The 22,729-nt window shown below is 58.8% G+C and carries 24 protein-coding genes; 12 read left to right on the top strand and 12 right to left on the bottom strand.

Annotated elements, in window-relative coordinates; translation table 11 throughout:
• The first annotated feature begins 62 nt into the window (after positions 1-62).
• A complete protein-coding gene (locus BSL82_RS11045; protein ID WP_072597574.1) occupies positions 63-653 on the top strand; it encodes a hypothetical protein in 591 nt (196 codons plus the stop codon).
• A gap of 343 nt (positions 654-996) precedes the next feature.
• On the opposite strand, the gene BSL82_RS11040 is transcribed toward BSL82_RS11045, so the two are convergent.
• The 3 genes from BSL82_RS11040 to hisD form a co-directional block, all read right to left on the bottom strand.
• A complete protein-coding gene (locus tag BSL82_RS11040; RefSeq protein ID WP_072597573.1) occupies positions 997-1,428 on the bottom strand; it encodes an acyl-CoA thioesterase in 432 nt (143 codons plus the stop codon).
• 67 nt (positions 1,429-1,495) lie between these two features.
• Positions 1,496-2,260 (bottom strand): SDR family NAD(P)-dependent oxidoreductase, encoded by a 765-nt coding sequence (locus BSL82_RS11035; protein WP_072597572.1) that lies wholly within the window; start codon positions 2,258-2,260, stop codon positions 1,496-1,498.
• Between the two features lies 1 nt (position 2,261).
• On the bottom strand, positions 2,262-3,587 hold the full coding sequence (gene hisD, locus BSL82_RS11030; RefSeq protein WP_072597571.1) for a histidinol dehydrogenase: 1,326 nt from the start codon (positions 3,585-3,587) through the stop codon (positions 2,262-2,264).
• A 126-nt stretch (positions 3,588-3,713) separates the two neighbouring features.
• Between hisD and BSL82_RS11025 the strand changes: the two genes are divergently transcribed.
• Complete coding sequence (locus tag BSL82_RS11025) at positions 3,714-4,673, top strand: 3-hydroxyacyl-CoA dehydrogenase (protein WP_072597570.1); 960 nt, start codon at positions 3,714-3,716, stop codon at positions 4,671-4,673.
• 96 nt (positions 4,674-4,769) lie between these two features.
• Here the strand turns inward: BSL82_RS11025 and BSL82_RS11020 are convergent, their stop codons facing one another.
• Genes BSL82_RS11020 through BSL82_RS11010 form a run of 3 tightly spaced genes read right to left on the bottom strand, consistent with a single transcriptional unit; the run spans position 4,770 to position 7,517 of the window.
• On the bottom strand, positions 4,770-5,567 hold the full coding sequence (locus BSL82_RS11020) for an HpcH/HpaI aldolase family protein (protein ID WP_072597569.1): 798 nt from the start codon (positions 5,565-5,567) through the stop codon (positions 4,770-4,772).
• Between the two features lie 25 nt (positions 5,568-5,592).
• Positions 5,593-6,510 (bottom strand): cupin domain-containing protein, encoded by a 918-nt coding sequence (locus BSL82_RS11015; RefSeq protein WP_072597568.1) that lies wholly within the window; start codon positions 6,508-6,510, stop codon positions 5,593-5,595.
• 53 nt (positions 6,511-6,563) lie between these two features.
• The gene (locus tag BSL82_RS11010) at positions 6,564-7,517 is read right to left on the bottom strand and encodes a DODA-type extradiol aromatic ring-opening family dioxygenase (protein WP_226998702.1); all 954 of its coding nucleotides are present in this window, start codon (positions 7,515-7,517) and stop codon (positions 6,564-6,566) included.
• A gap of 281 nt (positions 7,518-7,798) precedes the next feature.
• On the opposite strand from BSL82_RS11010, the gene BSL82_RS11005 reads away from it, so the two are divergent.
• Both BSL82_RS11005 and BSL82_RS11000 read left to right on the top strand, forming a co-directional pair.
• A complete protein-coding gene (locus tag BSL82_RS11005) occupies positions 7,799-8,500 on the top strand; it encodes a haloacid dehalogenase type II (RefSeq protein ID WP_072598737.1) in 702 nt (233 codons plus the stop codon).
• A 96-nt stretch (positions 8,501-8,596) separates the two neighbouring features.
• Entirely contained in the window at positions 8,597-9,148 is a 552-nt protein-coding gene (locus BSL82_RS11000) for a VOC family protein (protein ID WP_072597566.1), read from the top strand.
• A 143-nt stretch (positions 9,149-9,291) separates the two neighbouring features.
• Here BSL82_RS11000 and BSL82_RS10995 read toward each other — a convergent pair whose 3' ends face one another.
• Genes BSL82_RS10995 through BSL82_RS10985 form a run of 3 tightly spaced genes read right to left on the bottom strand, consistent with a single transcriptional unit; the run spans position 9,292 to position 11,800 of the window.
• On the bottom strand, positions 9,292-10,074 hold the full coding sequence (locus tag BSL82_RS10995; RefSeq protein ID WP_072597565.1) for an SDR family oxidoreductase: 783 nt from the start codon (positions 10,072-10,074) through the stop codon (positions 9,292-9,294).
• A gap of 8 nt (positions 10,075-10,082) precedes the next feature.
• On the bottom strand, positions 10,083-10,577 hold the full coding sequence (locus tag BSL82_RS10990) for an aromatic-ring-hydroxylating dioxygenase subunit beta (RefSeq protein ID WP_072597564.1): 495 nt from the start codon (positions 10,575-10,577) through the stop codon (positions 10,083-10,085).
• Positions 10,574-11,800: an aromatic ring-hydroxylating oxygenase subunit alpha gene (locus tag BSL82_RS10985; protein ID WP_226998437.1), complete on the bottom strand. Its 1,227-nt coding sequence runs from the start codon at positions 11,798-11,800 to the stop codon at positions 10,574-10,576. Before BSL82_RS10985 ends, BSL82_RS10990 begins: the two co-directional genes overlap by 4 nt.
• Positions 11,801-12,448: 648 nt before the next feature.
• Here BSL82_RS10985 and BSL82_RS10980 point away from each other — a divergent pair.
• Positions 12,449-13,075 (top strand): Rieske 2Fe-2S domain-containing protein, encoded by a 627-nt coding sequence (locus BSL82_RS10980; RefSeq protein WP_226998436.1) that lies wholly within the window; start codon positions 12,449-12,451, stop codon positions 13,073-13,075.
• 97 nt (positions 13,076-13,172) lie between these two features.
• The gene (locus BSL82_RS10975; RefSeq protein WP_048575010.1) at positions 13,173-14,195 is read left to right on the top strand and encodes an IS1595 family transposase; all 1,023 of its coding nucleotides are present in this window, start codon (positions 13,173-13,175) and stop codon (positions 14,193-14,195) included.
• Here the strand turns inward: BSL82_RS10975 and BSL82_RS21620 are convergent.
• On the bottom strand, positions 14,192-14,560 hold the full coding sequence (locus tag BSL82_RS21620; RefSeq protein ID WP_335743914.1) for a hypothetical protein: 369 nt from the start codon (positions 14,558-14,560) through the stop codon (positions 14,192-14,194). The two genes, BSL82_RS10975 and BSL82_RS21620, sit on opposite strands and share 4 nt — an antisense overlap.
• Between BSL82_RS21620 and BSL82_RS20005 the strand changes: the two genes are divergently transcribed.
• The 4 genes from BSL82_RS20005 to BSL82_RS10950 all read left to right on the top strand — a co-directional run bounded on the left by BSL82_RS20005 (position 14,444) and on the right by BSL82_RS10950 (position 17,147).
• The gene (locus BSL82_RS20005) at positions 14,444-14,782 is read left to right on the top strand and encodes an SRPBCC family protein (protein WP_072597561.1); all 339 of its coding nucleotides are present in this window, start codon (positions 14,444-14,446) and stop codon (positions 14,780-14,782) included. The two genes, BSL82_RS21620 and BSL82_RS20005, sit on opposite strands and share 117 nt — an antisense overlap.
• A 5-nt stretch (positions 14,783-14,787) precedes the next feature.
• Positions 14,788-15,261: an aromatic-ring-hydroxylating dioxygenase subunit beta gene (locus BSL82_RS10960; protein WP_072597560.1), complete on the top strand. Its 474-nt coding sequence runs from the start codon at positions 14,788-14,790 to the stop codon at positions 15,259-15,261.
• Positions 15,258-15,584 (top strand): non-heme iron oxygenase ferredoxin subunit, encoded by a 327-nt coding sequence (locus BSL82_RS10955; protein ID WP_072597559.1) that lies wholly within the window; start codon positions 15,258-15,260, stop codon positions 15,582-15,584. The genes BSL82_RS10960 and BSL82_RS10955 overlap by 4 nt, the downstream gene beginning before the upstream one ends.
• 99 nt (positions 15,585-15,683) lie before the next feature.
• Positions 15,684-17,147 (top strand): two-component system sensor histidine kinase NtrB, encoded by a 1,464-nt coding sequence (locus tag BSL82_RS10950; RefSeq protein WP_226998435.1) that lies wholly within the window; start codon positions 15,684-15,686, stop codon positions 17,145-17,147.
• A gap of 1 nt (position 17,148) precedes the next feature.
• Here BSL82_RS10950 and BSL82_RS10945 read toward each other — a convergent pair whose 3' ends face one another.
• Both BSL82_RS10945 and BSL82_RS10940 read right to left on the bottom strand, forming a co-directional pair.
• The gene (locus BSL82_RS10945) at positions 17,149-17,763 is read right to left on the bottom strand and encodes a response regulator transcription factor (protein WP_226998434.1); all 615 of its coding nucleotides are present in this window, start codon (positions 17,761-17,763) and stop codon (positions 17,149-17,151) included.
• A gap of 152 nt (positions 17,764-17,915) precedes the next feature.
• Entirely contained in the window at positions 17,916-19,118 is a 1,203-nt protein-coding gene (locus BSL82_RS10940) for an acyl-CoA dehydrogenase family protein (protein WP_072597557.1), read from the bottom strand.
• Between the two features lie 565 nt (positions 19,119-19,683).
• Between BSL82_RS10940 and BSL82_RS10935 the strand changes: the two genes are divergently transcribed.
• Together BSL82_RS10935 and BSL82_RS10930 are read left to right on the top strand one after the other, a co-directional pair.
• Positions 19,684-21,876, top strand: a complete 2,193-nt coding sequence (locus BSL82_RS10935; RefSeq protein ID WP_072597556.1) for a TonB-dependent receptor — start codon at positions 19,684-19,686, stop codon at positions 21,874-21,876.
• Between the two features lie 33 nt (positions 21,877-21,909).
• Positions 21,910-22,698, top strand: coding sequence for a class II aldolase/adducin family protein (locus BSL82_RS10930; RefSeq protein ID WP_072597555.1), 789 nt, complete (start codon positions 21,910-21,912; stop codon positions 22,696-22,698).
• Positions 22,699-22,729 lie beyond the last annotated feature (31 nt).

The following is a 22,729-nucleotide window of genomic DNA, read 5'->3' as shown; positions in this document are numbered from 1 at the left end:
CGACCCTATTTCTGCCTAAAGAGTTCGATCCTCCGAGCTTTTCAACTGAAAACGGGAATGCTTTGGCCAAGTCCGGCTGGATAGCCCTTCTGTCCGTTTTTCTCAGCATGGCGGCCGTTCTGTCGATCTGGGTCTATATTCCGCCTTTGGCGATACTGCGGGGATATCCTGAGTGGGCGGTGCGGTCAGCGGTCCCTTTCGGCATCGGAATGGAGGCGTGCGGGGGACTGGCCATTGTTATCTTCAGCCGCTGGATCGGCTGGCGCGGCGGTCTCACGTTCAGTCTGATCGCTTTGATTTTGTTCGGTCTTGCACTTTCTGTCGAGCAGTCGCCCATGGTCTATCTGGCTGTAACCGGGGGCGTCGGCTTTGCTTGGATGTTCACGATGTCGCTGCAGCTTCCCCTCGCAGAATTCGCCGATCCTAGCCGGCGCAGCATGGCGTTCGTTAGCCCGGCGCAGTTTCTCGGTGCTGGCGTAGGTCCGGCGATAGCTTCGGCGGGCGTGCATGCCAATGACGTCCAAGGCGCGTTTTACATCGCCGCGCTCATGTTGGCAGCGTCGTTAGGGTGCATGGCGATCGCAGTCCTCGGGCGTGCGGCTTTGGCCACCCCGGAGCGCAAGGTGGAAACGCCGTCATTGCCGACCGAATGACCCATTTTCTTTTTCTCGCCGAAATAGTGGGGCTGTTCGGCTCAGCCGCGATCGTCCCGAGCGGCGGCAATTTCATCCCGATCGGAGTCGCGGCCTCCGACTGCCATGGCGCTCGTGGCGACCTCGGGCGCCTGCGCGTTCGGTCTGCTTCAGCGTCCCGCATATATTGCTCAGGGCCCGCATCAGTGATTTGCGACTCCGAGGCAGAACTGGTGCGAATGCGCCTGATCAAGGCGCGAGCATGGTTCTCTAGAAAATTGTCCTAATTCTCGAGAAAAATAGTGACAAGCACCGGCGTGGGACCCGCCTGCCGTAAACCTTCAGCCGGTGCGAAAGGATCTACCTACGTCAGCTGTGAAAGCAATGTGCGCCATCGCTCATCGAGTTTCGCCGGCCGTCGATCGGTCCGATCGACGTAAACATGCGTGAAATGTCCCTGCGCCGAAGCGGCTTCAGCGCTTTCTACAAAAACCCCGAGGTGATATGTCACGCTCGAATTGCCTATCCTGGCTACGCGTAGACCGATTTCCACCCGCTGGGGAAAGCTGACCGGGCTTGCATAGGCGCAGCCGGTTTCGATCACTAATCCTATGAGGTCCTCCCCTTCGACTTCAAGCAAGCCGACCTCCATAAGCCATCCGCATACGGCCGTGTCGAGCCAGCCGTAGTAAATCGTATTGTTGACGTGTCCGAAGACGTCATTGTCGAACCATCGCGTCAGGACAGGCGTCCAGTGGCGGTAGGCGGATCGTGGGCGGAATGGGTCGCGGCTCATTATGTTATCTCCGGGAGGTTGGGCTCGGCCTGGGCAGTCTTGGGAGTGGGAGCACTGCGGCGAACGGTCAGTCAGCTGTCCAGCCGCCGTCGACGATGATGCTCGTTCCGGTAACCAGCGAGGATGCGTCCGACGCCAGAAAGACGACGGCGCCCATGAGGTCCTCGACGGTGCCGAGGCGGCCGAGTTTGATCTTGTCGAGAACAGAGCGCATGAAATCGGGATCATCGAAAAACGGCTTCGTCATAGGCGTTGCAATGAATGTCGGTGCGATGGTGTTGGACCGAATGCGATGCGATGCCAGATCGAGCGCGAAAGCCTTGTTCATGCCTTCGATCGCCCATTTGGACGCGCAGTACAGCGAGCGGTTAGGGCCTCCGACATGACCCATCTGCGAGCCGATGTGGATCAGGCTCCCCGCGATCTCCTCATCAATCATGGCGCGGACCGCCTGCTGGGTTAAGAAGAAGGCCGCCTTCAGATTAAGATCAAGCACCGCGTCATAGTCCGCCTCCGATACCTGTTGCATCGTCATCGGGCGGTTTGTGCCGGCGTTGTTGACGAGAATGTGAAACGCCGGGCGCTCAGCAAAGAAGCTGTGGACGGCCGCCATGTCGGTCACGTCAAGGACCGCGGCGGTAGCGGCGCCTCCCGCCTTCTGAATGGCTATCGCGGCCGCTTCGATTTCTTCGCCCGAACGCGCCGCGAGAGTGACCTCAGCTCCCGCTTGCGCAAGTGCCGCCGCCAACGCGAGGCCGATGCCCCTACCGGCGCCCGTTACCAGCGCACGGCGGCCGTCCAGCCGAAATGAAGGCGTTCTGGGCAAGTCCATGTCACTCGGCCCCGCGCAGAGGTTCAACCGCTCCAGCATAGGGGATGTCGCGATGACCGTATCGACGCACCCGAATGTTTGCTTGCTCGCCATGACCGGCAAAGCCTTCAAGCGCACACAGTCGGCTGCAATATTCTCCGATCATCGCCGACGCTTCGTCAGTCAGCACTCTTTGATATGTGCAGGTCTTGAGAAACTTCCCGACCCACAGCCCGCCCGTATACCGTGCAGCCTTTTTGGTCGGCAATGTGTGGTTGGTACCGATGACCTTGTCGCCGAAGCTGACGTTTGTGCGTGCGCCAAGGAACAAGGCCCCGTAGTTCGTCATGTTGCGCAGGAAGAAGTCCGGATCACCGGTCATCACCTGCACATGCTCGGATGCAATGTCGTCCGCGATGCGCACCATCTCGATGGCGTCGTCCGCCACGATAACCTCTCCGTAGCTCTCCCATGCCTTTCGCGCGTAGTCGGCTGTCGGAAGAATCCGGAGTAACCGTTCGATCTCCGCCATCGTCTCGCGAGCGAGTTTTTCCGACGTCGTGAGGAGAATGGCAGGGCTGTCCGGGCCGTGCTCGGCCTGACCGAGGAGATCGGTGGCGGCGAGTTCCGCATCACAGCCGATCTCGTCGGCAATCACCAGAGTCTCGGTCGGTCCAGCGAACAGATCGATTCCCACGCGTCCGAAGAGTTGCCGCTTGGCCTCCGCGACAAAGGCATTTCCGGGCCCCACCAAGATGTCGACGGGCCTGATGCTCTCGGTGCCGATGGCCATGGCGCCGACCGCCTGAATGCCGCCAAGCGCGTAGATTTCGTCGGCACCCGCCAACACTTGCGCAGCGACAATCGCTGGCGCCGGCTTTCCCTGAAACGGCGGCGCGCAGGTGATGACGCGTGGCACCCCGGCCACCTTCGCGGTGATCACTGACATGTGCGCCGACGCCAGCAGCGGGTATTTCCCACCAGGGATGTAACAGCCGGCGCTGTTCAGCGGCAGGTTCTTGTGACCGAGGACGACGCCCGGCAACGTTTCGACTTCCACATCTTTCATCGAGTCACGCTGGATCTGAGCGAAATTTCGAACCTGCGCCTGCGCGAATTCGATATCCTTCAGGTCCTGCCCGGAGAGTTGATCGAGACAATCCTGTTTCTCGCCTGGCGTCAGAGCGTAGCTCTCACGGTCCCATCCGTCGAACTTGATAGATAGTTCGCGTACGGCGGCGTCACCGCGATCCTCTATGTCGGCGAGCGTCTTCTCGACAATGTCGCGGACACCACGATCGGCCTTCGCGCGCACATCCGTCGCTACACTCCGCTTCAAATATTGCATCTCCGCCACCTCCTCGTATATGTCTCTGACTGACCGCTGAGTCATCCTATTGACTAAGAAGTTTCAGTAGCGGCGGCGGTCGCGATTGTCACCGAGTTTTTCACGACGTGGATTGCGGAGGAAAGCATGAACCGCAGGTTTGAACGGGTCGCAGTGGTGGGAGCAGGCCTCGTTGGGGCGGGTTGGGCGATTGTTTTCGCGCGTGCCGGACAATCGGTGTCCATTTATGATGCTCAGCCCGCGATCCGAGCATCCGTGATGGACTGGATTCGCGACAGCTTGAACGAGATGGAACGCTGCGGACTCACCCGCGACGTTCCCAGCATTCTGGCTCGGATAACGGTATCGGACAGTCTTGAAGACGCCGTCGCCGAAGCCGATTATGTGCAGGAGTCGGTCTTCGAGCGCGTCGACGTGAAGCACAGGATTTCACTTGCGATCGGTGCGGCAATCCGCGCAGATGCGATCGTAGGCAGCTCAAGCTCCGGAATCCCAGCATCCGAATTCACCGGCGATGTGCAGAGGCGCGAGCGATTCATCATCGCGCACCCCGTCAATCCCCCCCACCTTATTCCGTTGGTAGAGCTTGTGCCTTCGCCTTGGACCGACCCCTCGATCGCCCCGTTGCTGCGGGACTTTATGGAAAGTGTCGGGCAGAAGCCGATAGTTCTCAGCCGGGAGATCAACGGGTTCGTTCTCAATAGACTTCAAGGCGCCTTGCTGAACGAAGCCTGGGCCCTCTTCGACGCGGGCGTAGCCTCGGCAGCCGACATTGACCGGACCGTGTCAGAGGGTTTGGGAATGAGATGGTCCTTCATGGGGCCTTTTGAAACAATAGACCTGAACGCTCCTGGCGGAGTCGCTGACTACGCCGAGCGCCTTGGACCGCTCTATCACTCGATTGCGATGGATCGACGGCATCCCGCGCAATGGCACCCCGACCTCATTGAACGAGTTGCGGCAGAGCGACGCCAAGCTCTACCTCTGGAGGACCTGGCCAGCAGGTGTGACTGGCGAGACAAAATGCTGATGATGCTCGCGGCGCATCGGACGATGAACCAATCGGACGACAGTGAAGATGCCTGAACCTTCATAGCGGCAATGTCGGGGCGGTCTTCGGCCGCACCCTGTCAGGCGGTCTCCACAACTCCGTGCCGAGCTTTCGTGCCGGAACACGCCAGTTTAGGGTGTCTGGCCGACACCCTTCATGACCTCGTTGAAATCATTGAGTGCGGCGCTGGCAGCCTGCCGCATGAAGGCAAGATCCTGAGCAACCATCATGGCCGTGACGCCGAGGTCGATCAACCATTTGGCCTCGTCGCTCTTCATCGACTGCACGACGGCCGACACGGCTTTGCCGTTCGCCTTTGCGATGTGGACCACATTCTCGACGGCGTCAGCAAGCGCCGGCACCGGATCGCTGGCGTTGCTCAGTGAAAGCCCGAGATCGCCACGTCCCAGGAACATCGCATCGACGCCTTCGACCTTCGATATATCGTCTATGACGTCAAGCGCTTGACGATCTTCGATCATGCATATGACCGTTGTGAAGCTGTCAGCCGTCCGTGTCATGTCAGGAAGCGCGCCATAATCGCAGCCACGGCTGACGCCGGCGCCGCGCATGCCTCCATGATATTTTGCCCATGAAACGAGGTTGCGTGCTTTTTCGGCAGAATCGACGTGAGGGCACATGACGCCGATCGCGCCATCATCGAGAACGGAGAGGACGCTGGCGGCGTCGGGGCGGGCAATGCGAACGATCCCCGCGGTGCCAGCCGCCCGCGCCGCCAGCAGGCTCTGGTCAAGCGTCGCGCGGGTCCATGGCGCATGCTCCTCGTCGAGCACGACGAAATCGAAGCCCAGCATGCCGAGGACTTCGGTGTTTTGAGTGGCCGGTACCTTCATGAACGTACCCAGCAATGGTTCGCCCCTCACCAGACGCGCGCGAAATTCACGAGGATGAGGACGGTTTTCGCTCATGTTCAGCTTTCTATATGAAGTCGACTCATTCCCCATCCGGCGATGGCATCGGGTAATCGTCGGCGTTCAAAACCCAGCCCGGCTTCAGCGAAAAGTCGACGCGCGGCGGTCCAAAAATATCGATCAGATGGCAGGGGCCGGGTGCAAGAGCCTGCGAGGTGTGGATGGCGGGAGGCGGAATTATCGTTATTGACGGAGCCGAGCACCTGATCTTTGCATCATCGCGCCAGATGGCCTTGTTCACCGTCCAGGGCCAGCGAATATAATGCATAAAGTCCCCCTGCAAGGTCAGGGAACACTGTTCAAAGTCATCGTGATGGTGCGGCGACATCTTGTTCGGGTCGCGCGGTTCCTCCGCGACAGGGAAGAGGTTCACCATCATATTGGTGGATCGGTAGAGCACGCCGAAGCGGCCCTCGGTCGGCTCGACGCTAAAAGGATAGAGGCGTAGCTTGAACCCTTCCGGCGGGTCCGGCCACGCCTGGAATGGCGCTACGTTGGGGTGCGGCGTTTTGTAAGAGGCCGCGTTGTAGCTCTTTTCGGCCAGGTCCGGCGAGAAGGAACTGAAAACCCGCATGACCACGCCACGTCCCGACGTGATCTTGATCTGGCTGTCGCCAGGCGGAACAATAGCGAGCTGGTAGCCGACATCGGTGGCACTTCCGTTCGACGTGTCGATGTCGGCTGTGATCTCCTGGTCGGGAAAGAACGCCATATACTCGTCGCAATGGGCTTCGCGCGCGAGTACGGCCCCCGGCTCCACCTCGGAATAGGCGATCACGACGTTCTGCCCCCTCCCGTACCAGGTTTTATACCCCGGGCCCGTTTCGGAAGGTGGAATCTTGTGAAACTCTATCGTCTCGGCATCGGCATAATCGATGACGGGCGGCGGCGCCTTCGCGCCGGCCAGCAGCGATCGAGGATCCGTGTTGTCATAAGCCATGGGGCATAGCTCTCCATCTGATCGAAATCGGTGCGGGTCGGCCGGTAACGAAGCTATGCCGGTCCGGCATCTGCTATCCCGAACCCGATCCCCACCTCCATCGAGACTTCATGAAACATGACTCGAGGAACTGCGCCCGATGCGGTGAGCATTGCTTGTCCTGCAGCGATCCAGGACTGGGTCTCGACCGCCCCGATGCCTGCCTCCGCCATGACCTGTTCGGGGTCCCATTGATCGAACGTCGATAGCGCACCTTCGCAATAGGTCGCCAGGAAAGCCTTGTCCCACCTGTCGTTCAAGCCCACCATCTCATGGGTCATTTCGTCGCTGATAAGCATCTTTGCGCCGACGTGATGCTCCCGGATTTCGTAGTCGAGCCAGTCCTGCTGCGGCACGTCGGACTGTGCCTTGCCATGAAGGATGTAGGGGCGCCACTCGGGCTGCACCTCGTCGATCGGCGGGAACAGGTGATAAGGGTTATGAGCGAGCCCACCCGTTCCCATGAATAATATGCGCTTCTGTCCAAGCGTGCGTGCAAAGCTGCCGACCGCCTCGCCAAGCGCGCGAGCGCGCGCAAACGGGCTAAACGGCGGCTGAAGGCAGCTGACGAAGATGGGGAGGACAGGATAGGCGTTGACGCCGCCCAAAAGCCGCTTGAGCGCTTGGGAAAAGCCGTGATCCACGTCCATCGCGTAGGACACGGCGGTGTCGACTCCGGCAGCACGGATCGCCTTGACCGCCTGGACGGCAAGCTCCCGCGGCACATTGAGCCGTCCCGGCGTACCTCCGACGTCTGCGATGGCGGTCGCTTCAACGCCAACGCAGAAGGAAGGCATGCAGTCCATGTGGTGCCCGCCATAATGGTCCACGCCGAAGAGAATGACCAATTCCGGATCGAACGCGCGAATGCGCGCGCGCGCCTGCTCGAGGGCCGCGAGAATGTTGAGCACCGAAGAGCTCTCGCGGGCAGGAAAATCCAACAGCGGAGAATGTGACGCTGCGACCATGAAGAACGGCATCTGCTTCCACTCCCGTGTCGGTATTGTTAGCATTTTTACCCGGACTACCAGGGAAGCCTATTAGTGTTTGCCCCAACTCGCCGGGATCATGCCGATGGGCCCGCCTCCTGGAGGGCCGCCGCCTCGCCGTTCACGACAGCGCGGTGCGCGCGGGCGGGGGGATGCACCTATGGCTGTTGATCGTCCCGGCCGTTATTGTCGCGCTCTCCATCGGCTGGAGAAGATAATTGATTGCTACCCGATCGCGGCCGCTGCCTCTCATCCGGGCGATGCTGTTCGATACATTCGGGACAGTGGTTGATTGGCGCGGCGGTATCATTCGAGAAGTGTCCACTTTCTTTTCGCGTCATGGAATCGATAGCGATGCAGAGCAGTTTGCGGACGATTGGCGGCAGCGGTACCAGCCGGCGATGGAACGCATCCGCAGCGGAGAACGGCCGTTTGTCCGCCTCGACGTCCTGCATCTCGAAAATCTTCGGGACAGCCTGCGAAACGCCGGCATCGATCAAGGTCGATTCACGGACGACGAACTGTTGGACCTTAACATGGCATGGCATCGGCTGGATCCATGGCCCGATTCCGTCGAGGGACTGAACCTGCTCCGCGCGAGGTTCCTGATCGCCCCTTTGTCGAACGGGAACATCAGCCTGTTGACCAACATGGCCAAGCGCGCGGGCCTTCCGTGGGACTGCATTCTGGGGGCCGAAGTCGTTCGCCGCTACAAGCCCGATCCGCAATGCTATCTCGACACGGCGGATGTTCTCGGCCTGCAGCCAGCGGAGTGCGTCATGGTCGCAGCCCATAATGACGACCTGGCGGCAGCAGCCGCAATCGGCATGCACACCGCATTTGTTGTGCGCCCGCACGAGCATGGCCCGTCGCAGGATCAGGACCTTGAAGCCACTGGCCCATGGGACTTTATCTGCAACGATATTGTCGAGCTTGGCAGGCTTGCCGGCTCGGCTTCGTGATGCCTGTGGGCAAAAGCCCGCCTCTCCGGCGATCGCGCCGTTTCAGGGCGTGCGCTTTGCACGGGCTGAATACCAGATCAACGGAAAGGCCGTAAAATGATCTCTTCCTGGGAAAAAATAATCCAGATGGGTTTTGTCGCGCACGACATTCATGCAACGATGAGCGAACTCACCGAAAAACTGAATGTCGGACCATGGTTTCTCAGAGAGCGGGGCACATTCAAGCGACAGCTATATTGTGGAGAGCCGACCCAAATGTCCCTTGCAGTAGCAATGGGCTATGTCGCAGGCGCAGAGATGCAGTATGAAATCATCCAGCAGCTCGACGATCTTCCTTCTATATATGGTGAAGTCCGGAAATCCGTTTTTGGAGTAGGGTTCCACCACTTTGGGATCGCCACATCTGACTTCGATCGAAGTGTGAAGAGCTATCGGGATCGCGGTTTCAAAGCGGTTTATGAGGCCGACGTGCCGGGCGGGGTTCGCGTTTGCTTTTTTGATACGCGGACATCCTTGCCAGGGATGGTCGAATTCATCGAGTTCAGCCCGGATCTGAACGATATGTTCGAAAGCTATCGCGCTGCCTCTGTGGGCTGGCAAGGTGATAATCCCGTGCGGGCTCGACCACCTCTACCCGCCTCCGACTAAGGGGCGGTGTTTTCGTGGCCCGTCGACATTGAGGAGCTTAAGCCAGCCGCCCGTATCTCGAGCGGCCACACGTGGTGGAGAGCCCGCTCGATACACGATTCGTCGCCACCTGACGATGGACAGGCGGGCTGACCTTGCCGCTTCTATTTCGGAGGCAAGAGTTCCAAGGTGCCCTGAGGCCCCAGGGCCAGATGGCCGCCGTCGACCGGGAGCATGGATCCGGTGATGAGGCTGGCATCTGAGGAGCAAAGGAACAACACGGCTCTGGCCAATTCCTCTGCGGAGCCGATGCGGCCGCTCATATGGAATTGGGCCGCCAACTGCTCCACCCACTCGGGATTTTCAGCGTGGGCTTTTTTGATGGGAGCGGACCATGTCCAACCCGGTATGACAGCGTTAACCCTGATATTGTCTTTCGCGACATCCAGGGCTTGGGAGCGGGTAAGCTCCTCTATGGCAGCCTTGGTGCAGGGATAGACCCACCGTTTTGCCTGCGCGGCGTGGGCGCTTTCGCTGCTGAAGTTCACCACGGCACCGGCACCCGAACGCACCAGGTGGGGATGAGCCTTCTGCAGAAGGACGACACTCCCGAACACGTTCACATCAAAGGTGAACGCCCAGTCTGCGCGGGAGCTTTCAAACCCTTTGTCGTGGTAGCTCGCCGCGGCATTGATGAGAAAGTCAATGCGGCCGAATTGTTTGACAGTTGCGTCGACACAGCGCTCGATCTGCTCGTCGGATCGTAGATCCGTCTCGGAGAACAGCACCTGGCTACCCAGTTCGCGGGCGAGAGCCTCGCCCTCTTCAGTGAGAATATCGGCGATCGCCACGCTGGCGCCTTCCAGCACGAGCTCCCTGACGATCGCGGCGCCGATGCTTCGAGCGCCACCCGTGACGATCGCTACTTTGCCTTTAATACCGCGCATTTTGACCCTCAAACAATGATTGAAAGACTGCCTTGCGGCCGGAGTGCCTCCATGCCGAGAATGGAGCGCTTCTGCTTGATCTTGAGCGTCCCACCCTCCGCGACGAGGATATGCTCGTGTCGCCCATAATAGATGTCGACCTTCCCGTACCGGGACCGGAAGGTGGCGAACGTACTACGCACATGGATCTCGTCGCCATCGTCCGAGACGACCCGCACGTTTCCGATCAGGCGCTGCGTCCTGGAATGCGGAAATTCCGCATGCGCGGTGCGCTTTTGCAACCGCTTTACCCGCTCCTTCAACAAGAACGCGTCGTCCGCGATGATATGAAGGGTGGAATCAGGAGACGCGTAAGGATCAGCGCTGGGGGTGGGCACCAGATAGCGACATTCTTCGGTAAAGAGCTCGTGCCAGCGGTTCAGATCCCAGGCATCGAGCAGCTCGGCTTCGAGAAACAGGAACTCCTCGATGCTCGCTCTGGACGGACGATCCCCGGCAGTCATGCTGCGACCTTTGAATTGCTGAGGAGGCGGTTCTGCCATTCGAGCCAGAAATAGCGCATCTGTCCCTCGTCCATCCAGCTTGCGGTGTCGGACACCATGCCCTTGGAGACATCGTTCCAGGGTGCTTCGCGCATATTGGCGAAGCCCTTCTGGCACAGCTCAAGTGCCTCGATATCGTCGGGCGTCGCAAATCCGCCCGGTCCCAGAAACTCGATGAAGCTTGTCAGACGACGCTTCACCGCGACCGTGTTGCTCGCCTCTTCTTCGGGCGCAAGGCCCCAGACGGTCACATCCATGGCATCAGGCGCAACCGGCTCGGTGCAGCGAATCGTCAGGGAGATGTGATCGTTGATCACCAAATTGGGGAAGAGCACCAGGTTTCTGTTCCGGTTAGCGATGCGGAAGGCGCGTTCCTCGCCGAAGCGGCGGACCAGATCCGCGTAGACGCGTTCGATGCTGGCTTTGCTCTCTTCGCCCCAGCCCGGCATCCACTTGGCGATAGGCCGGCCGGCAGGGGTATCCATTTCCACAACGGTATGGCCGTTGCCGAGATAATGCGCCTCTCCCTTCAACCCACGGAAGCTCGGCTGGCTTCCCGAGAGCGCCCCGATCATGTCAAAATAGGTCGGGTGAAGGGGCTGGAGATGGAACACATCCACCGCGTTCTCTGCCAGCAGCTTCCAGTTGGCGCGCATCGCATATTCCTGGACACCACCGATCAGCACCATCCGCTCCTGCGACTGATCCATGATGAGATCGAGGAACTCCGTGGCGCCGGCGAGGTACTCGCGAAGCGTTTGCGCACCCGCATCGAAGTTGACGAAGACAAGACCGCGATACTCATCGAGCAGCGGCACAGGCTGGAGCTGGTGAAGCGGGTCAGCCTTGAAGTCCGGCGCATAGGTTTCCGGCCCGTTCAGACCGATCAGCTTGCCTGCGTTGTTGAACTGCCATGCATGGTAGATGCACGTGAAGCTTCGTGCATTGCCGGTCTTTTCACGGACGATCTTCGCGCCGCGATGGGGGCATGCATTGAGGAAGCAGCGCATCACCCCGGTCGAGTCCCGGGAGAGCACGAGGTCCCTGCCGGCAACCCTGCGCGTAACAAAGTCACCCGGCTGATCTATTTCGGACAGGTGGCCAACATACAACCAGGAGCTGTTGAAAATGCGCTCCTTTTCCGCGGCGAAGATCTCCGGATCGACATAGGCGCTTCTATGCACCTTGAATTGATGCCTATCATTATCGGTATGGACTATCGCGCCAGGATCCATATTCCAGGCCCTCCCTACAAGACGAGCTCTCAATTTGCCTTGACCGTGACCGCGTCTGAAAATGGCGGTCATCAACTGGGCAAACAACGTCGATCCGGTCGAGCAGCAGCGCCCGATTCGAACCCTTCCAGCTGTTTGCGACCAAAAGTCACTTGATCTCCCGCATAGCTTATTCAGCCGCTTCTGGCATTGGGTGCAACTGCCGAGGCGGCTTGGTGTTCACTCCAATGTAGCGGCGCGTCCCCCGAGCTTTGTCGGGTGAACAATGAGCGCATGCGGGTTCGCTCTAATGGCGCCGACCGCCCCCTATTGCTACCCGCTTCTCCGGAGGAGACCTGTTGAGGCCAGGAAGATCGCAGCGATGAAAACCGGCGGCGAAAGGTGAAACTTGAGATCGCGCGCGAATGTCCGGTCGATGCAGGCGCCGCCACGCTGCCGGTCTCCAGGCAGGGCGATCCCTGCGAGACAATGACCAGAAGGAATATCTGAATTATGCCCAACATGGCTACGCCGGACGCCGGAAAAGCTGCGGAGAAGCCAGCTCGCAACGCGAGGGTGCACTTTCCGGGTGGCGATGGGTCGTCCGTTCCATTCGACGTGTACAGCTCGAGGGAAGTCTACGACCTCGAGCAGGAGCGCATCTTTCGTGGTCCGACCTGGAGCTATCTGGCGCTTGAGGCTGAGTTGCCCAATCCGGGAGACTTCAAGAGCACGTTCGTTGGGGACACGCCGGTCGTCGTGACGCGGACACCGGAGGGGGATTTTGCAGCATGGGTGAACCGCTGCGCCCACCGGGGCGCGATCGTTTGCCGCGAGAAGCGTGGCAATGCGCGCAGTCACGCCTGCATCTACCATCAGTGGAGCTATAATTCGCGTGGAGATCTGGAGGGTGTTCCTTTCCGCCGGGGCGTTCAGGGCGTGGCAGGAATGCCGGCTTCGTTCGATTTGAAGCAGAACGGTCTGCAAAAGCTTCGTGTTGCATCGTATCGCGGGCTGATCTTCGGCAGCTTCAGTGACGAGGTCGAGCCGATCGTGGAATATCTGGGCGAGCGCATGCTGCCTGGGATCGACCGCATCTTCCACAAGCCTATCGAGTTCCTGGGTGCCACCCGACAGTATATTCATGGCAACTGGAAGCTCTATATGGAGAATGTTCGCGACGGCTATCATGCGTCGCTCCTCCACGCTTTTCACGCGACGTTCAATCCGTGCCTATCCGCTTGACGCATACACCCACTACATCTAGTGGCTGCCTTGTGGCGCGCGCCTGACTTTTCCTGCGGCTTGGTGCCACCCAAAGCGGTTGTAAAGGGTGGGGATTGTGGACGTTCTTGACCGCGACAAGCTGCCGTTCCCGAAATCCCTCCCCGAGTTCCAGCGGCTTTTCCCGGATGATGGCGCTTGCGCGTCCTGGCTTGAAAAAGCTCGCTGGCCTGATGGATTTGCGTGCCCACGCTGTGGCGTCGTCGGCGATCCGTTTCGTTTCACCACTCGGCCTGTCATCCTGATGTGCCGCTCGTGTCGCCGTCAGACCGGCCTGATGGTCGGCACGGCCATGGAACGAAGCCACATCCCGCTCAGCGTGTGGTTCTGGGCCGCTTACCTGGTTGCGAGTCAGACGACCGGCATATCTGCCGTCCAGTTGCAGCGCCAGCTTGGCCTGACCCGGTACGAGACGGCCTTTGGCCTGCTCCATAAACTGCGCGCCGCGATGGTGCGCCCCGATCAGGATCGGATCGGCGGGCAGAGCGGTCAGCATGTCGAGGTCGATGAGACCTGGATCGGCGGGCGAACGCGCGGCGAAGGCCGGGGAACCCACCACAAAACGCTGGTGGTCGCCGCCGTCGAAGTTCGTCACCGGGAGCCTGGCACTGGCCAGGACCGCCGCCGGAACGGACGCTATGCCGGAAGGGTTCGATTGGCCATCGGTGCAGACCGCAGTGCCGGTGCCCTTGGTGGCTTTGTACAGAGCGCGGTCGAGCCGGGAACGCTGGTCATCACCGATGATTGGAGCGGCTATAGCGGGTTGCAGGGCGGCGGTTACGACCATCACGCCATCGCCCAGTGTGGCGACCCGGAGGTGTCCGAAGAGTTCCTGCCCATCGTCCATCTGGTGTTCTCAAACCTCAAAGCGTGGCTCAACGGCATCCACCACGGCGTCAGCACCAAGCATCTGCAAGCCTACCTCAACGAGTTCACTTTCCGCTTCAATCGCCGCTTCTACCCGTTCAACGCCTTCCGATCCCTCCTCGGGATCGCCAGTGATATCGAGGCGCCGACCTTTGCCGAACTCTACTCAGGCCAATGGACCCACCATACCATATCTAGTGGGTGTATGCCTTAAGCGGATAGGCACGGTTCAATCTTGTCAGGTCGAACCAGAAGGCCCGGGTCATCAGTGAGAACAACGATCTGCATACGTGCGGCGATCTCTTCATTACCCCGGACCCGACCGGGGCGTCGGATTACAAGGATATCGCGACCTACAAGGACAAGCTCGCGCTTGAATATCCTGCAATCGTCGAAAACCGGCAGGAGTTCGATGAACTCGTTGCCAACCATCTGCAGTGCATCTTTCCGCAGCTTGTCATCATGCAGATCCAGAATGTGCTGGCTGTGCGGCATATCCTGCCGAAGGCGCCAGACGAGTTCGAGTTGATCTTCAACTTCTTCGGTTATGCCGACGACACGCCGGAAATGCGCCAACATCGGTTGACGCAAATGAATCTGGTCGGGCCGGCAGGACTGATCTCAATGGAGGACGGCACTGCAATCGAACTGGTTCAGGATGGCATAAAGTCCGGTCCTTCGGGCCACTCCATCGCGCTGATGGGCCTGGAGGCGTCGGAAGAGGACCAGGAACGCGTGCCAATGGCAGAGAATCACATTCGCCGCTTCTGGCGGGGCTATCAGCGGTTGATGGGATTTTGAGAACAATGGAAAAGTTTTTGCTGCAGCTGGAACTGCAAGACTTGCAGACCCGCTACATCTCGGCAATCGATGACGGCCGGTTCGAGGAGTGGCCCGATTTCTTCACGCCCGATGCGACCTATGAGATTCTTCCGAGGGAGAATGTCGATCAGGGGCTGCCTGCCGGGGTCATGCTCTGCTTTAGCCAGGCGATGATGCGGGACCGTGTTGTTTCGATGCGTGAGGCGAATGTGTATCACGCCCACACCTACCGTCATTTCGTTTCAGCCTTTGAAATCCTGGATCAGACCGGCGATCAGGTCACCACCCGGTCGAATTACCTCATCATGAGAGCAATGAATGAACTGAACGCCGACATTTTCCAGGTGGGCCGATATGAAGATGTCGTTGTCCGCACCGACGGCGGCTGGCGCTATAAGTCCAAGCGGGCGATCTTCGAGAATGCCCGAGTGGACACGCTTCTTGTGATACCCGTATGAGTGATGCGTCCGTGACGCTGCGGTGGCACCTCATCGGTTCGCTGGACGACTTTGTCGAAGACCAGCCTGTAAGCCGCGTAGTTGAAGGGACAGATGTCGCCATCTTCCGGGTGAACGGGGAACTTTTCGCGCTGGCGGATCACTGTACGCATGGCGATGCGCGACTGTCCGAAGGGTGGGTTGAGGGCAACTGCGTGGAGTGCCCACTCCATCAGGCGCGCTTCAACCTGTTGACGGGAGAGGCGGAAACCGGTCCCGCCTGGGAACCGGTGAGGGCCTATAAGCTCCGCACTGATGGATCGCAGGTTTACATAGGGCTTTAAGACGGTGATTGCCACCCTTAACTAAACGGCTATCATGCCTGAATGGAGAGGATCGCTACAAAGCTGGCCGGAAGGTCGCGCGACGTGCCCCTAGCCGATTTGAACGATCATGACTCGCTTGTGGTGCTCAACGGATCTCCGCATGGCGCGCTGATGGTAGGGGAGGCCGATGGGCGGATTATCTGGGCCAATCAGGCGGCGCACAGGGCGTATCGCGGTCAGAACCCCGACCTCACCTCGATGGAGGTGGACGAAGTTCTTCTGAGCTATCGAGAGCTGCGCCGATCTGCTCAGGCAAGCGTGATCAGAGAGCCATTTGTCGTTCAGTTCCGTTTACACGATGGTTCTGCTCTTCCTGTCGAGGTTTTCGAGCAACGTTACAGGCTGGACAACTATGGTGAGGTATCGCTGTTGCACCTTCGCGATGCTGCGGGCCAATTCGGCGTGCTGAAGCAGGAAGAGCGGCTTCGCCACCTCCTGGCCGACTCCTTTGGCGCCACGATGATTATCATGCCGAACGGTATCGTTCGCTATGTCGCTCCCTCGATTCAGCATATTCTCGGATATACGGAACAAGAGCTTCTCGGCACAAACATTCGGTCGCTTGAACATGCGGAAGAGCGCAGGCAGGTCGGCGCATTTGTTCGGGCAATGCCAAAAGATGGAACGTCCAAACGCATGGAGTTGCGGATTCGTCATGCCGACGGTCATTATCGACACATCGAATGCACCATTCGAAACTTGACGAAGAACCCGGACGTCGGGGGTATTCTGGCGAACTTCAGGGACATTACCGAACGGATCGAAGCCGAACGCGACGCCCGAAGGCGGGCGGAAGAGGTTCATGTCTTGGCGCGTTATCGAACGATGTCGGAGCTCGGCTCGGCAATCGCGCATGAGCTCAATCAGCCGGTGGCCGCGATTCGGAATTATGCTGCCGGGTGTTTGCGCACTCTGGATGGTCCGGGCGGATTGGAGCAGAGCCGCTGGGCGCTGCAACAGATCGAAGGCGAGGCAGAACGCGCGACCCGGATCATGCGATCAGTGTACAACTTCACAAAGCACAAGCGTGTCGAACGCAAAGTGCTGCCGGTCGTTGACATCATCGCGGACATATTCGCGTTTCTGCAGCTCAAAGTGCAAGAGACGGAGGCGACTCTCGTTCTGGATGTCAAAAAGGGGCTAACGGCCTGGTGCGATAAGACCTTGATCGGGCAAGCTATACTCAATCTCGCGCTCAACGGCCTCGAGGCGATGAAGGATCAACCATGTGTCCGACGGGAACTCCGAATTTCAGCGGCTAATGTCGATGCAGCATTCGTGCAGATCACCGTCTCCGACAGCGGAGCGGGGATGAACAGCGAGCAACTGGAGGCGCTTTTTCAGGCCAGGGCGACGACGAAGGAGCACGGGCTCGGACTCGGCCTCATACTTTCGCGGTCGGTTGTAAGCAATCACGGCGGAAAGCTGTGGGCAGAATCAAAGGAAGGCGAGGGGACGCGCTTTTATGTGACTTTGCCGCGTCGTAGCCGGAAAGATAAGGTGCTCAGCTTTGTTCAATAGCCTAATGGCGCCACTCAGGCTTGAAGTTGAGAACTTCTTTTACGAGTGAGGTCAGAGATGTTGACTGAAACTTCTCTCTTATGCTCGATCTGTGAGCATCTACTGTCTTGCAACTGATTCCAAATTCATATGCGATAACTTTGCTACGCTTTCCTTTCACCACCTCGCGAAGGATTTCTTTCTCGCGATTCGATAGCAGATCGAACCGCGCCTCAAACATATGAGAATCTCTCGTCTGTTCGAGTTCCGATGTGGCAATTCGCAGCGCCTTGAACACCAGGTCGAGCATCTTCTGCGGATCGTAAGGCTTTTCAATGAAGTTGAAGCAGCCTTGCTGCATGGCCTTGACAGCCATTGGTATGTTGCCATTGGCTGTCACGAAGATCACTGGCGCTGTGAGGCGCCGGTCGACGATCTGATCAAGAACGTCGAAACCGCTCATCGCCGGCATGCGAACATCCAGCACGATGCACGACGGTCGGTTATTGTCGAATGCGTCCAGAAACTCTGCGCCATCCGAGAAGCAGGCGCACTCAAGTTGGACACTGCTCAAGAGCCACTCAAGAGAGGTTAGGATCCCCTGGTCGTCATCTACTACGTAAACAATCGGGCCCATCGTCTCCAACAATCAGATATCACAACGAATTAGCATCCCACCCGGCACCTCCCCTTGCAATAGGGGCATTCACCCATGCGCCGCGCGAAATTTCTCCCGCCTGATATAGGCCGGTGTCAGATGGCTCGCTAGGGGGCCTCCTGCACGACCACTCAGTCGACGATGTTGAAGGCCACCCACTTGGCGGTCGGCCCGACCAGACCCAACAAATCGCGACCGCATTCTTGAACCACCTGATCGGCGAGATGGATATGCTGCGTACCCGAGTGGATGTCACGATAGACGCGTTGCATCAACCCGTCATGGAGAGACGTCCCGCGCGCCGTGCGGTATGCAAATGTCCCGACCTCAGAGACCACATCGTGAATATGGCGCATGCCCAGCTTGGCCGAGGTGATTTGCCGAACCGTGGCGGGCTGACCGGCCGCCAGGCCGTCTGCAATGCTCTGCCAGCTTTCCACCAGGAAGGAGCGCGCAGACCGAAATTTTGCTTCGGCTTGCGCGAACTGGAAACGGAAGGTCGGCGCATCGCACACCTTGCCGAAAACGTCGGCCTTCTCACGCGCATACAGCACAAGTTCGTCAAGCATCCGGCGACCGACGCCGAGCGCCCACGAACTGTGCGCCCAGGCAGCGATGCCGACCAGCCCCAGGCTTCCCTGGATGCCGCCGCGGCAGGGAACGACGCTGTCGGATCGATAGCACATGCCTTCGGGAACGAACAGCTCTTCGGCGTCTTTCAACCCATAGTCGAAACTTCCGGTGGCCCGGAGCCCAAGCACGTCCCAATTTCCCCTGAGTTCGACGCTATCGCGCGGGTGATGGGCTATGAGGATTTCGGTCTGGCCATTTGGCAGCTTGGAAATCTTCTCGTCTCGGAGCACGATGCAGCCCGAATGAACCCATTCTGCATGCTGGATGCCGCTGCCATAGGCCCAGTTGCCGCGGATCATGTATCCACCGTCCACAGGGCGCGCGAACCCTCGCGGAATGCCGTTTCCGGCGACCATTACATCGGGGTTCTCCGCGAAAATTTCACCGACCGCGTCACCGGGGGCATAAAGCGCCATGGCCGTCGCCAGCGAGTTGTTCACCATTGCGCACCAGCCCGTGGAGCCATGGGCCCAGGCGAGGCGCTCGATAATTTTCATTGCCTCGAGATGAGTGAGTTCGGCCCCGGCGAGTTCCCGCGGCAGAAGCATGCGGTAAAGCCCTGCATCCTGCAGTGTGGCGACCGTGCGATCGGAGAGGTAGCATAGCTGCTCACTCGTCTCAGCTTCCGCCTCTATTATTGGCAAGACAGTCTCGAGCTCTTCACAGTACTCTTCGAATGTTCTTGGCTGATGATATGGCATCTATTTACCCTCACCCGTCTTGGCTTTTTCGCAGCTCAGATCTGCCTGCTAACTGAGTATTTCGACGCGATGCCTGTCACATCTTCCCAAAAGAACGAACTAACTCTGAAAAAATATTGTTCTCTTTAGCGGATTAGATGCATCATCAAAGGCTATCTCGCGCATCGGTCATGCATTGACATCCCATTTTGTAGGTGAGCAACTGCGCGCAAGCCAATGGGTGAATACATCTACTCGTCGAAGCGAGGCTGATGCCAACCCCTGGGCTCAGGCCCGGCGCTCGCCGCGTTTGAGCACGCTCATCCACATAGGTGATGTCGCCTGCCCATTTTGGTTGGGCGCTCGCCGCTACAAATCCAAGATGCCTCGATCCGCAGAGAGAGACACTGGGTCGATGGCCAATGCGGAATCGCCTTTAGGGTAATGGGGGTAGGCCCCTATTGAGATGGTGGGGGAGTTAACGCCTTATAGTGACACACCGCCGTTGCGCGCACTGGCGATGCAGGTCCGCATAGCGGAGGGCGCATAGGCCGATAAGAAACTCATTAACCAAAGGGGTAGGGATATGAGAATCAAGGCGTCGATCAAAACCGTCTCACTTTCCGCAGCGACTGTTGCCGTTGCCATCTGCGCTCAGGCACATGCTCAAGATGCCGGAAGCGCCAGCTCTTCGAGGGTGCTGACTGACGATGACATCATCGTGACGGCCCGCAAGCTGACTGAAACCGTCACTGACGTTCCCGCGACCATCAATGTCGTTACCGCTGAGGATCTTGCGAGCCGGCGACTTGGCTCTGGCCTGGATCTGAACGGGCTAGTGCCTGGCTTCCAATTGTATAACGCGATTGGCGGCGCTGCATCGCCGACGATCCGCGGGTTGGGATCGAACACAGCTGTTTTCTCGATCGAAGCATCGGTGGCCAGCTTTATCGACGGCGTTTACGCGGCGCATCCGCGCGACCTGGTTTCGCCGATCTTCGACATAGAGCGGGTCGAGGTGCTCAAGGGAACCCAGTCGACGGTCCTTGGTAAGAACACCACGCTCGGTGCGGTCAGTTTCGTTAGCCGGCGACCTGGAAAGGATCTCGGGTTCGACGTGTCGCTCGGTCACGAATTCAAGTTCGACAGCAGTCGGATCGAGGGTGGCGTGGACGTCCCTCTAAGCGACACGCTGCAGGTTCGTTTCGCAGGCATCTACACCAACGACGGACGCTATGTGCGTAACCGGGTGCGCAATACCAACGAGCCCGACCGTACGGTCTATGGTGGTCGAATTGTGGCGCTTTGGGAACCGCTGGAAAATTTGTCCGCCACGCTCATCTATCAGCATGATAAATATGAAGAGAGAGGCCAGACACAACATCTCATTAAAGATGGCACGGGGATCGGGACCAACGTAAGCATCGAGGCGCTCGCTGCTTCCATTGGGCAGACCGACTTTGAGGTTGGCAAGCTGTTCTCCTATAATGACTACCCGGAGCGCTTTCCCTACGACAACCAAAAAAGCGATCGTGTAACGCTGATCGCGGACTACGACATCGGTGATTTCACGCTTACTTCCCAGACCGCTTATGTAAATTGGAAGTCCCGGCGTCTGCACGATCTCGACTTTACCGCCGGTACCGTGATGACTTTTCAAGCGACCGAGCCCAACGAGCTCTTTTCGCAGGAACTTCGTCTTGCCTCACCGACCGAGGGGCCGATCAACTACGTTGTGGGCGCCTATTATCTCTGGAACAAGTGGGGCGTAGATCAGATCCTCGACGCGGTGGATCCATGGCCGCGCACCGGCTCCATCCGGCACTTCTACGAGCAAACGGTCAAGTCCTATTCAGGGTTTGCCCAGGTCAATGCGAACTTGACTGAGCAGATCAAGCTTACGGCTGGCGGCCGTTACACGAAGGAGAAGAAAGACGCGCGCATATTCCGGGACACGCTTCGCCCGGGATTTGTTAGCCAGATCTTCGGCCCGTTCGCGGAGCTGACACCGTCCCGTAAGGAAGGAAGTTTCGATTGGTCGCTTACTGGGCAATATTATTTCGACAGCCGGAATGTGCTCTATGCGTCTGTGGCTCGTGGAAGCAAGAGTGGCGGATTCCAGACCCTGGCATCCAACCCCGCCCTCATCGAGTTCGAGGGAGAAGAAGCAACCACGTTCGAGGTCGGTTGGAAGTCGCGTCTTATTAGCACGCTGGGGTGGGATTTCGCGCTCTACAATACGACCGTCAAGGATTTTCAGTACAATGTCAGTCTTGCCACCGGAAACGCCATCGCAAACGCGAAAGTTCGGTCTCGGGGCTTCGACACCAGCCTCAATTGGCGGCCACTACCCGATCTCACAATCCGGGGCGGCGTGGTCTATGCAGACGCCAGAATACTTGAGGCATTTCCAGGGGCCCCGAAGGGAACGCGTGTACAGCGCGCCCCGGAATGGACTGGCAACGCGTCGATCGAATACAGGGCTGACTTGTCGGACAGCGTTGACCTAAGGATCAACCCCAAGGTTGATTTCAGTTCCCGCCAGCTCAGCCAGTTGCCGTCGGTGGGAGCGCCGGACCGGGAACCTTATGCCCTGGTTGACCTCATTGTCGCCGTCGGCGCCCAGGACGATAACTGGGAAATGGCACTGGTTGGGAAAAACCTTACCAATCAGAAGGTGATACTGAGCGCGACGACACCCCTGCTCGCGGCAGGTCCATTCTATGGCAATATCCAGACGCCCGCGACGTTCGCCCTGCAACTGACGTTGAAGCGCTAAGTTTGAGTTGAGCAGCACGTAAGGAGCCAGAATATGACGGCGGCATCCGTATTTGCGATGGGCGGTTCCGGAGCGGCTAGCCCGCAGGTCAAGGACCGCGTGTCCGAAGACGAGTGGCGGACGCGAGTCGAACTGGCGAAATGCTACCGGTTGGTAGCCCATTTCGGGCTGACGGATGGCATTTACAATCACATCTCCTGCCGCGTTCCTGGCAAAGAGGAGCATGTGCTGCTCAACCCGTTTGGCCTGCTGTACGATGAGGTAACGGCGTCCAGCCTTGTCAAGGTCGATCTGGAGGGCAACATTGTTGATGACCCTACGGGGCTGGGCATCAACAAGGCGGGCTTCATCATTCATGGGGCTATCCATGAGGCCCGACCGGATGTTGAGTGTGTTCTGCACACGCATACCCGTGCGGGTCTCGCGGTTGCTGCCCAGACCGAGGGGCTTCTGGCGATCAGCCAGCCTGCCGCGCTGTTCATCGATCGGATCGGATATCATGCTTACGAAGGCATCGTCCTCAGGATGGATGAGCGGGAACGGCTGGTCGCGAACCTGGGTGAATTCAATTTTTTGATCCTGCGCAATCACGGCTTGCTCACCGCGGGGCCGAATATCCCACGTACGTTTCAGTACATGCACGTGCTTCAGCAGGCATGCGAGGTTCAAATTCAGGCTTTGGCCGGCGGGCGGCCTCTCACATATATGTCACCTACGGCCGTCAAGGAAATGCAGACGGCGTTTGACCGTTCGGACGGGCTTCTCGACTGGGAAGCACTGACAAGGATCGCGGATAGGCAGTTTCCCGACTACGCGAACTGAGGTTCCTTGATCTTTGGAGCCGGAATTCTTG

This window comes from Tardibacter chloracetimidivorans, assembly GCF_001890385.1.
GTDB lineage: Bacteria > Pseudomonadota > Alphaproteobacteria > Sphingomonadales > Sphingomonadaceae > Tardibacter > Tardibacter chloracetimidivorans.
The sequence above is the reverse complement of the archived record's forward strand: the minus strand, read 5'-3'. Positions and strand labels throughout refer to the sequence as shown.

Coding starts and splice junctions, on each gene's coding strand:
- BSL82_RS11040 (WP_072597573.1), bottom strand. CDS start 1,428: ATGAGCCGCGACCCATTCCGCCCACGATCCGCCTACCGCCACTGGACG.
- BSL82_RS11035 (WP_072597572.1), bottom strand. CDS start 2,260: ATGGACTTGCCCAGAACGCCTTCATTTCGGCTGGACGGCCGCCGTGCG.
- hisD (WP_072597571.1), bottom strand. CDS start 3,587: ATGCAATATTTGAAGCGGAGTGTAGCGACGGATGTGCGCGCGAAGGCC.
- BSL82_RS11025 (WP_072597570.1), top strand. CDS start 3,714: ATGAACCGCAGGTTTGAACGGGTCGCAGTGGTGGGAGCAGGCCTCGTT.
- BSL82_RS11020 (WP_072597569.1), bottom strand. CDS start 5,567: ATGAGCGAAAACCGTCCTCATCCTCGTGAATTTCGCGCGCGTCTGGTG.
- BSL82_RS11015 (WP_072597568.1), bottom strand. CDS start 6,510: ATGGCTTATGACAACACGGATCCTCGATCGCTGCTGGCCGGCGCGAAG.
- BSL82_RS11010 (WP_226998702.1), bottom strand. CDS start 7,517: ATGGTCGCAGCGTCACATTCTCCGCTGTTGGATTTTCCTGCCCGCGAG.
- BSL82_RS11005 (WP_072598737.1), top strand. CDS start 7,799: ATGCTGTTCGATACATTCGGGACAGTGGTTGATTGGCGCGGCGGTATC.
- BSL82_RS11000 (WP_072597566.1), top strand. CDS start 8,597: ATGATCTCTTCCTGGGAAAAAATAATCCAGATGGGTTTTGTCGCGCAC.
- BSL82_RS10995 (WP_072597565.1), bottom strand. CDS start 10,074: ATGCGCGGTATTAAAGGCAAAGTAGCGATCGTCACGGGTGGCGCTCGA.
- BSL82_RS10990 (WP_072597564.1), bottom strand. CDS start 10,577: ATGACTGCCGGGGATCGTCCGTCCAGAGCGAGCATCGAGGAGTTCCTG.
- BSL82_RS20005 (WP_072597561.1), top strand. CDS start 14,444: ATGCAGATCCAGAATGTGCTGGCTGTGCGGCATATCCTGCCGAAGGCG.
- BSL82_RS21620 (WP_335743914.1), bottom strand. CDS start 14,560: ATGTTGGCGCATTTCCGGCGTGTCGTCGGCATAACCGAAGAAGTTGAA.
- BSL82_RS10960 (WP_072597560.1), top strand. CDS start 14,788: ATGGAAAAGTTTTTGCTGCAGCTGGAACTGCAAGACTTGCAGACCCGC.
- BSL82_RS10955 (WP_072597559.1), top strand. CDS start 15,258: ATGAGTGATGCGTCCGTGACGCTGCGGTGGCACCTCATCGGTTCGCTG.
- BSL82_RS10945 (WP_226998434.1), bottom strand. CDS start 17,763: ATGGGCCCGATTGTTTACGTAGTAGATGACGACCAGGGGATCCTAACC.
- BSL82_RS10940 (WP_072597557.1), bottom strand. CDS start 19,118: ATGCCATATCATCAGCCAAGAACATTCGAAGAGTACTGTGAAGAGCTC.
- BSL82_RS10935 (WP_072597556.1), top strand. CDS start 19,684: ATGAGAATCAAGGCGTCGATCAAAACCGTCTCACTTTCCGCAGCGACT.
- BSL82_RS10930 (WP_072597555.1), top strand. CDS start 21,910: ATGACGGCGGCATCCGTATTTGCGATGGGCGGTTCCGGAGCGGCTAGC.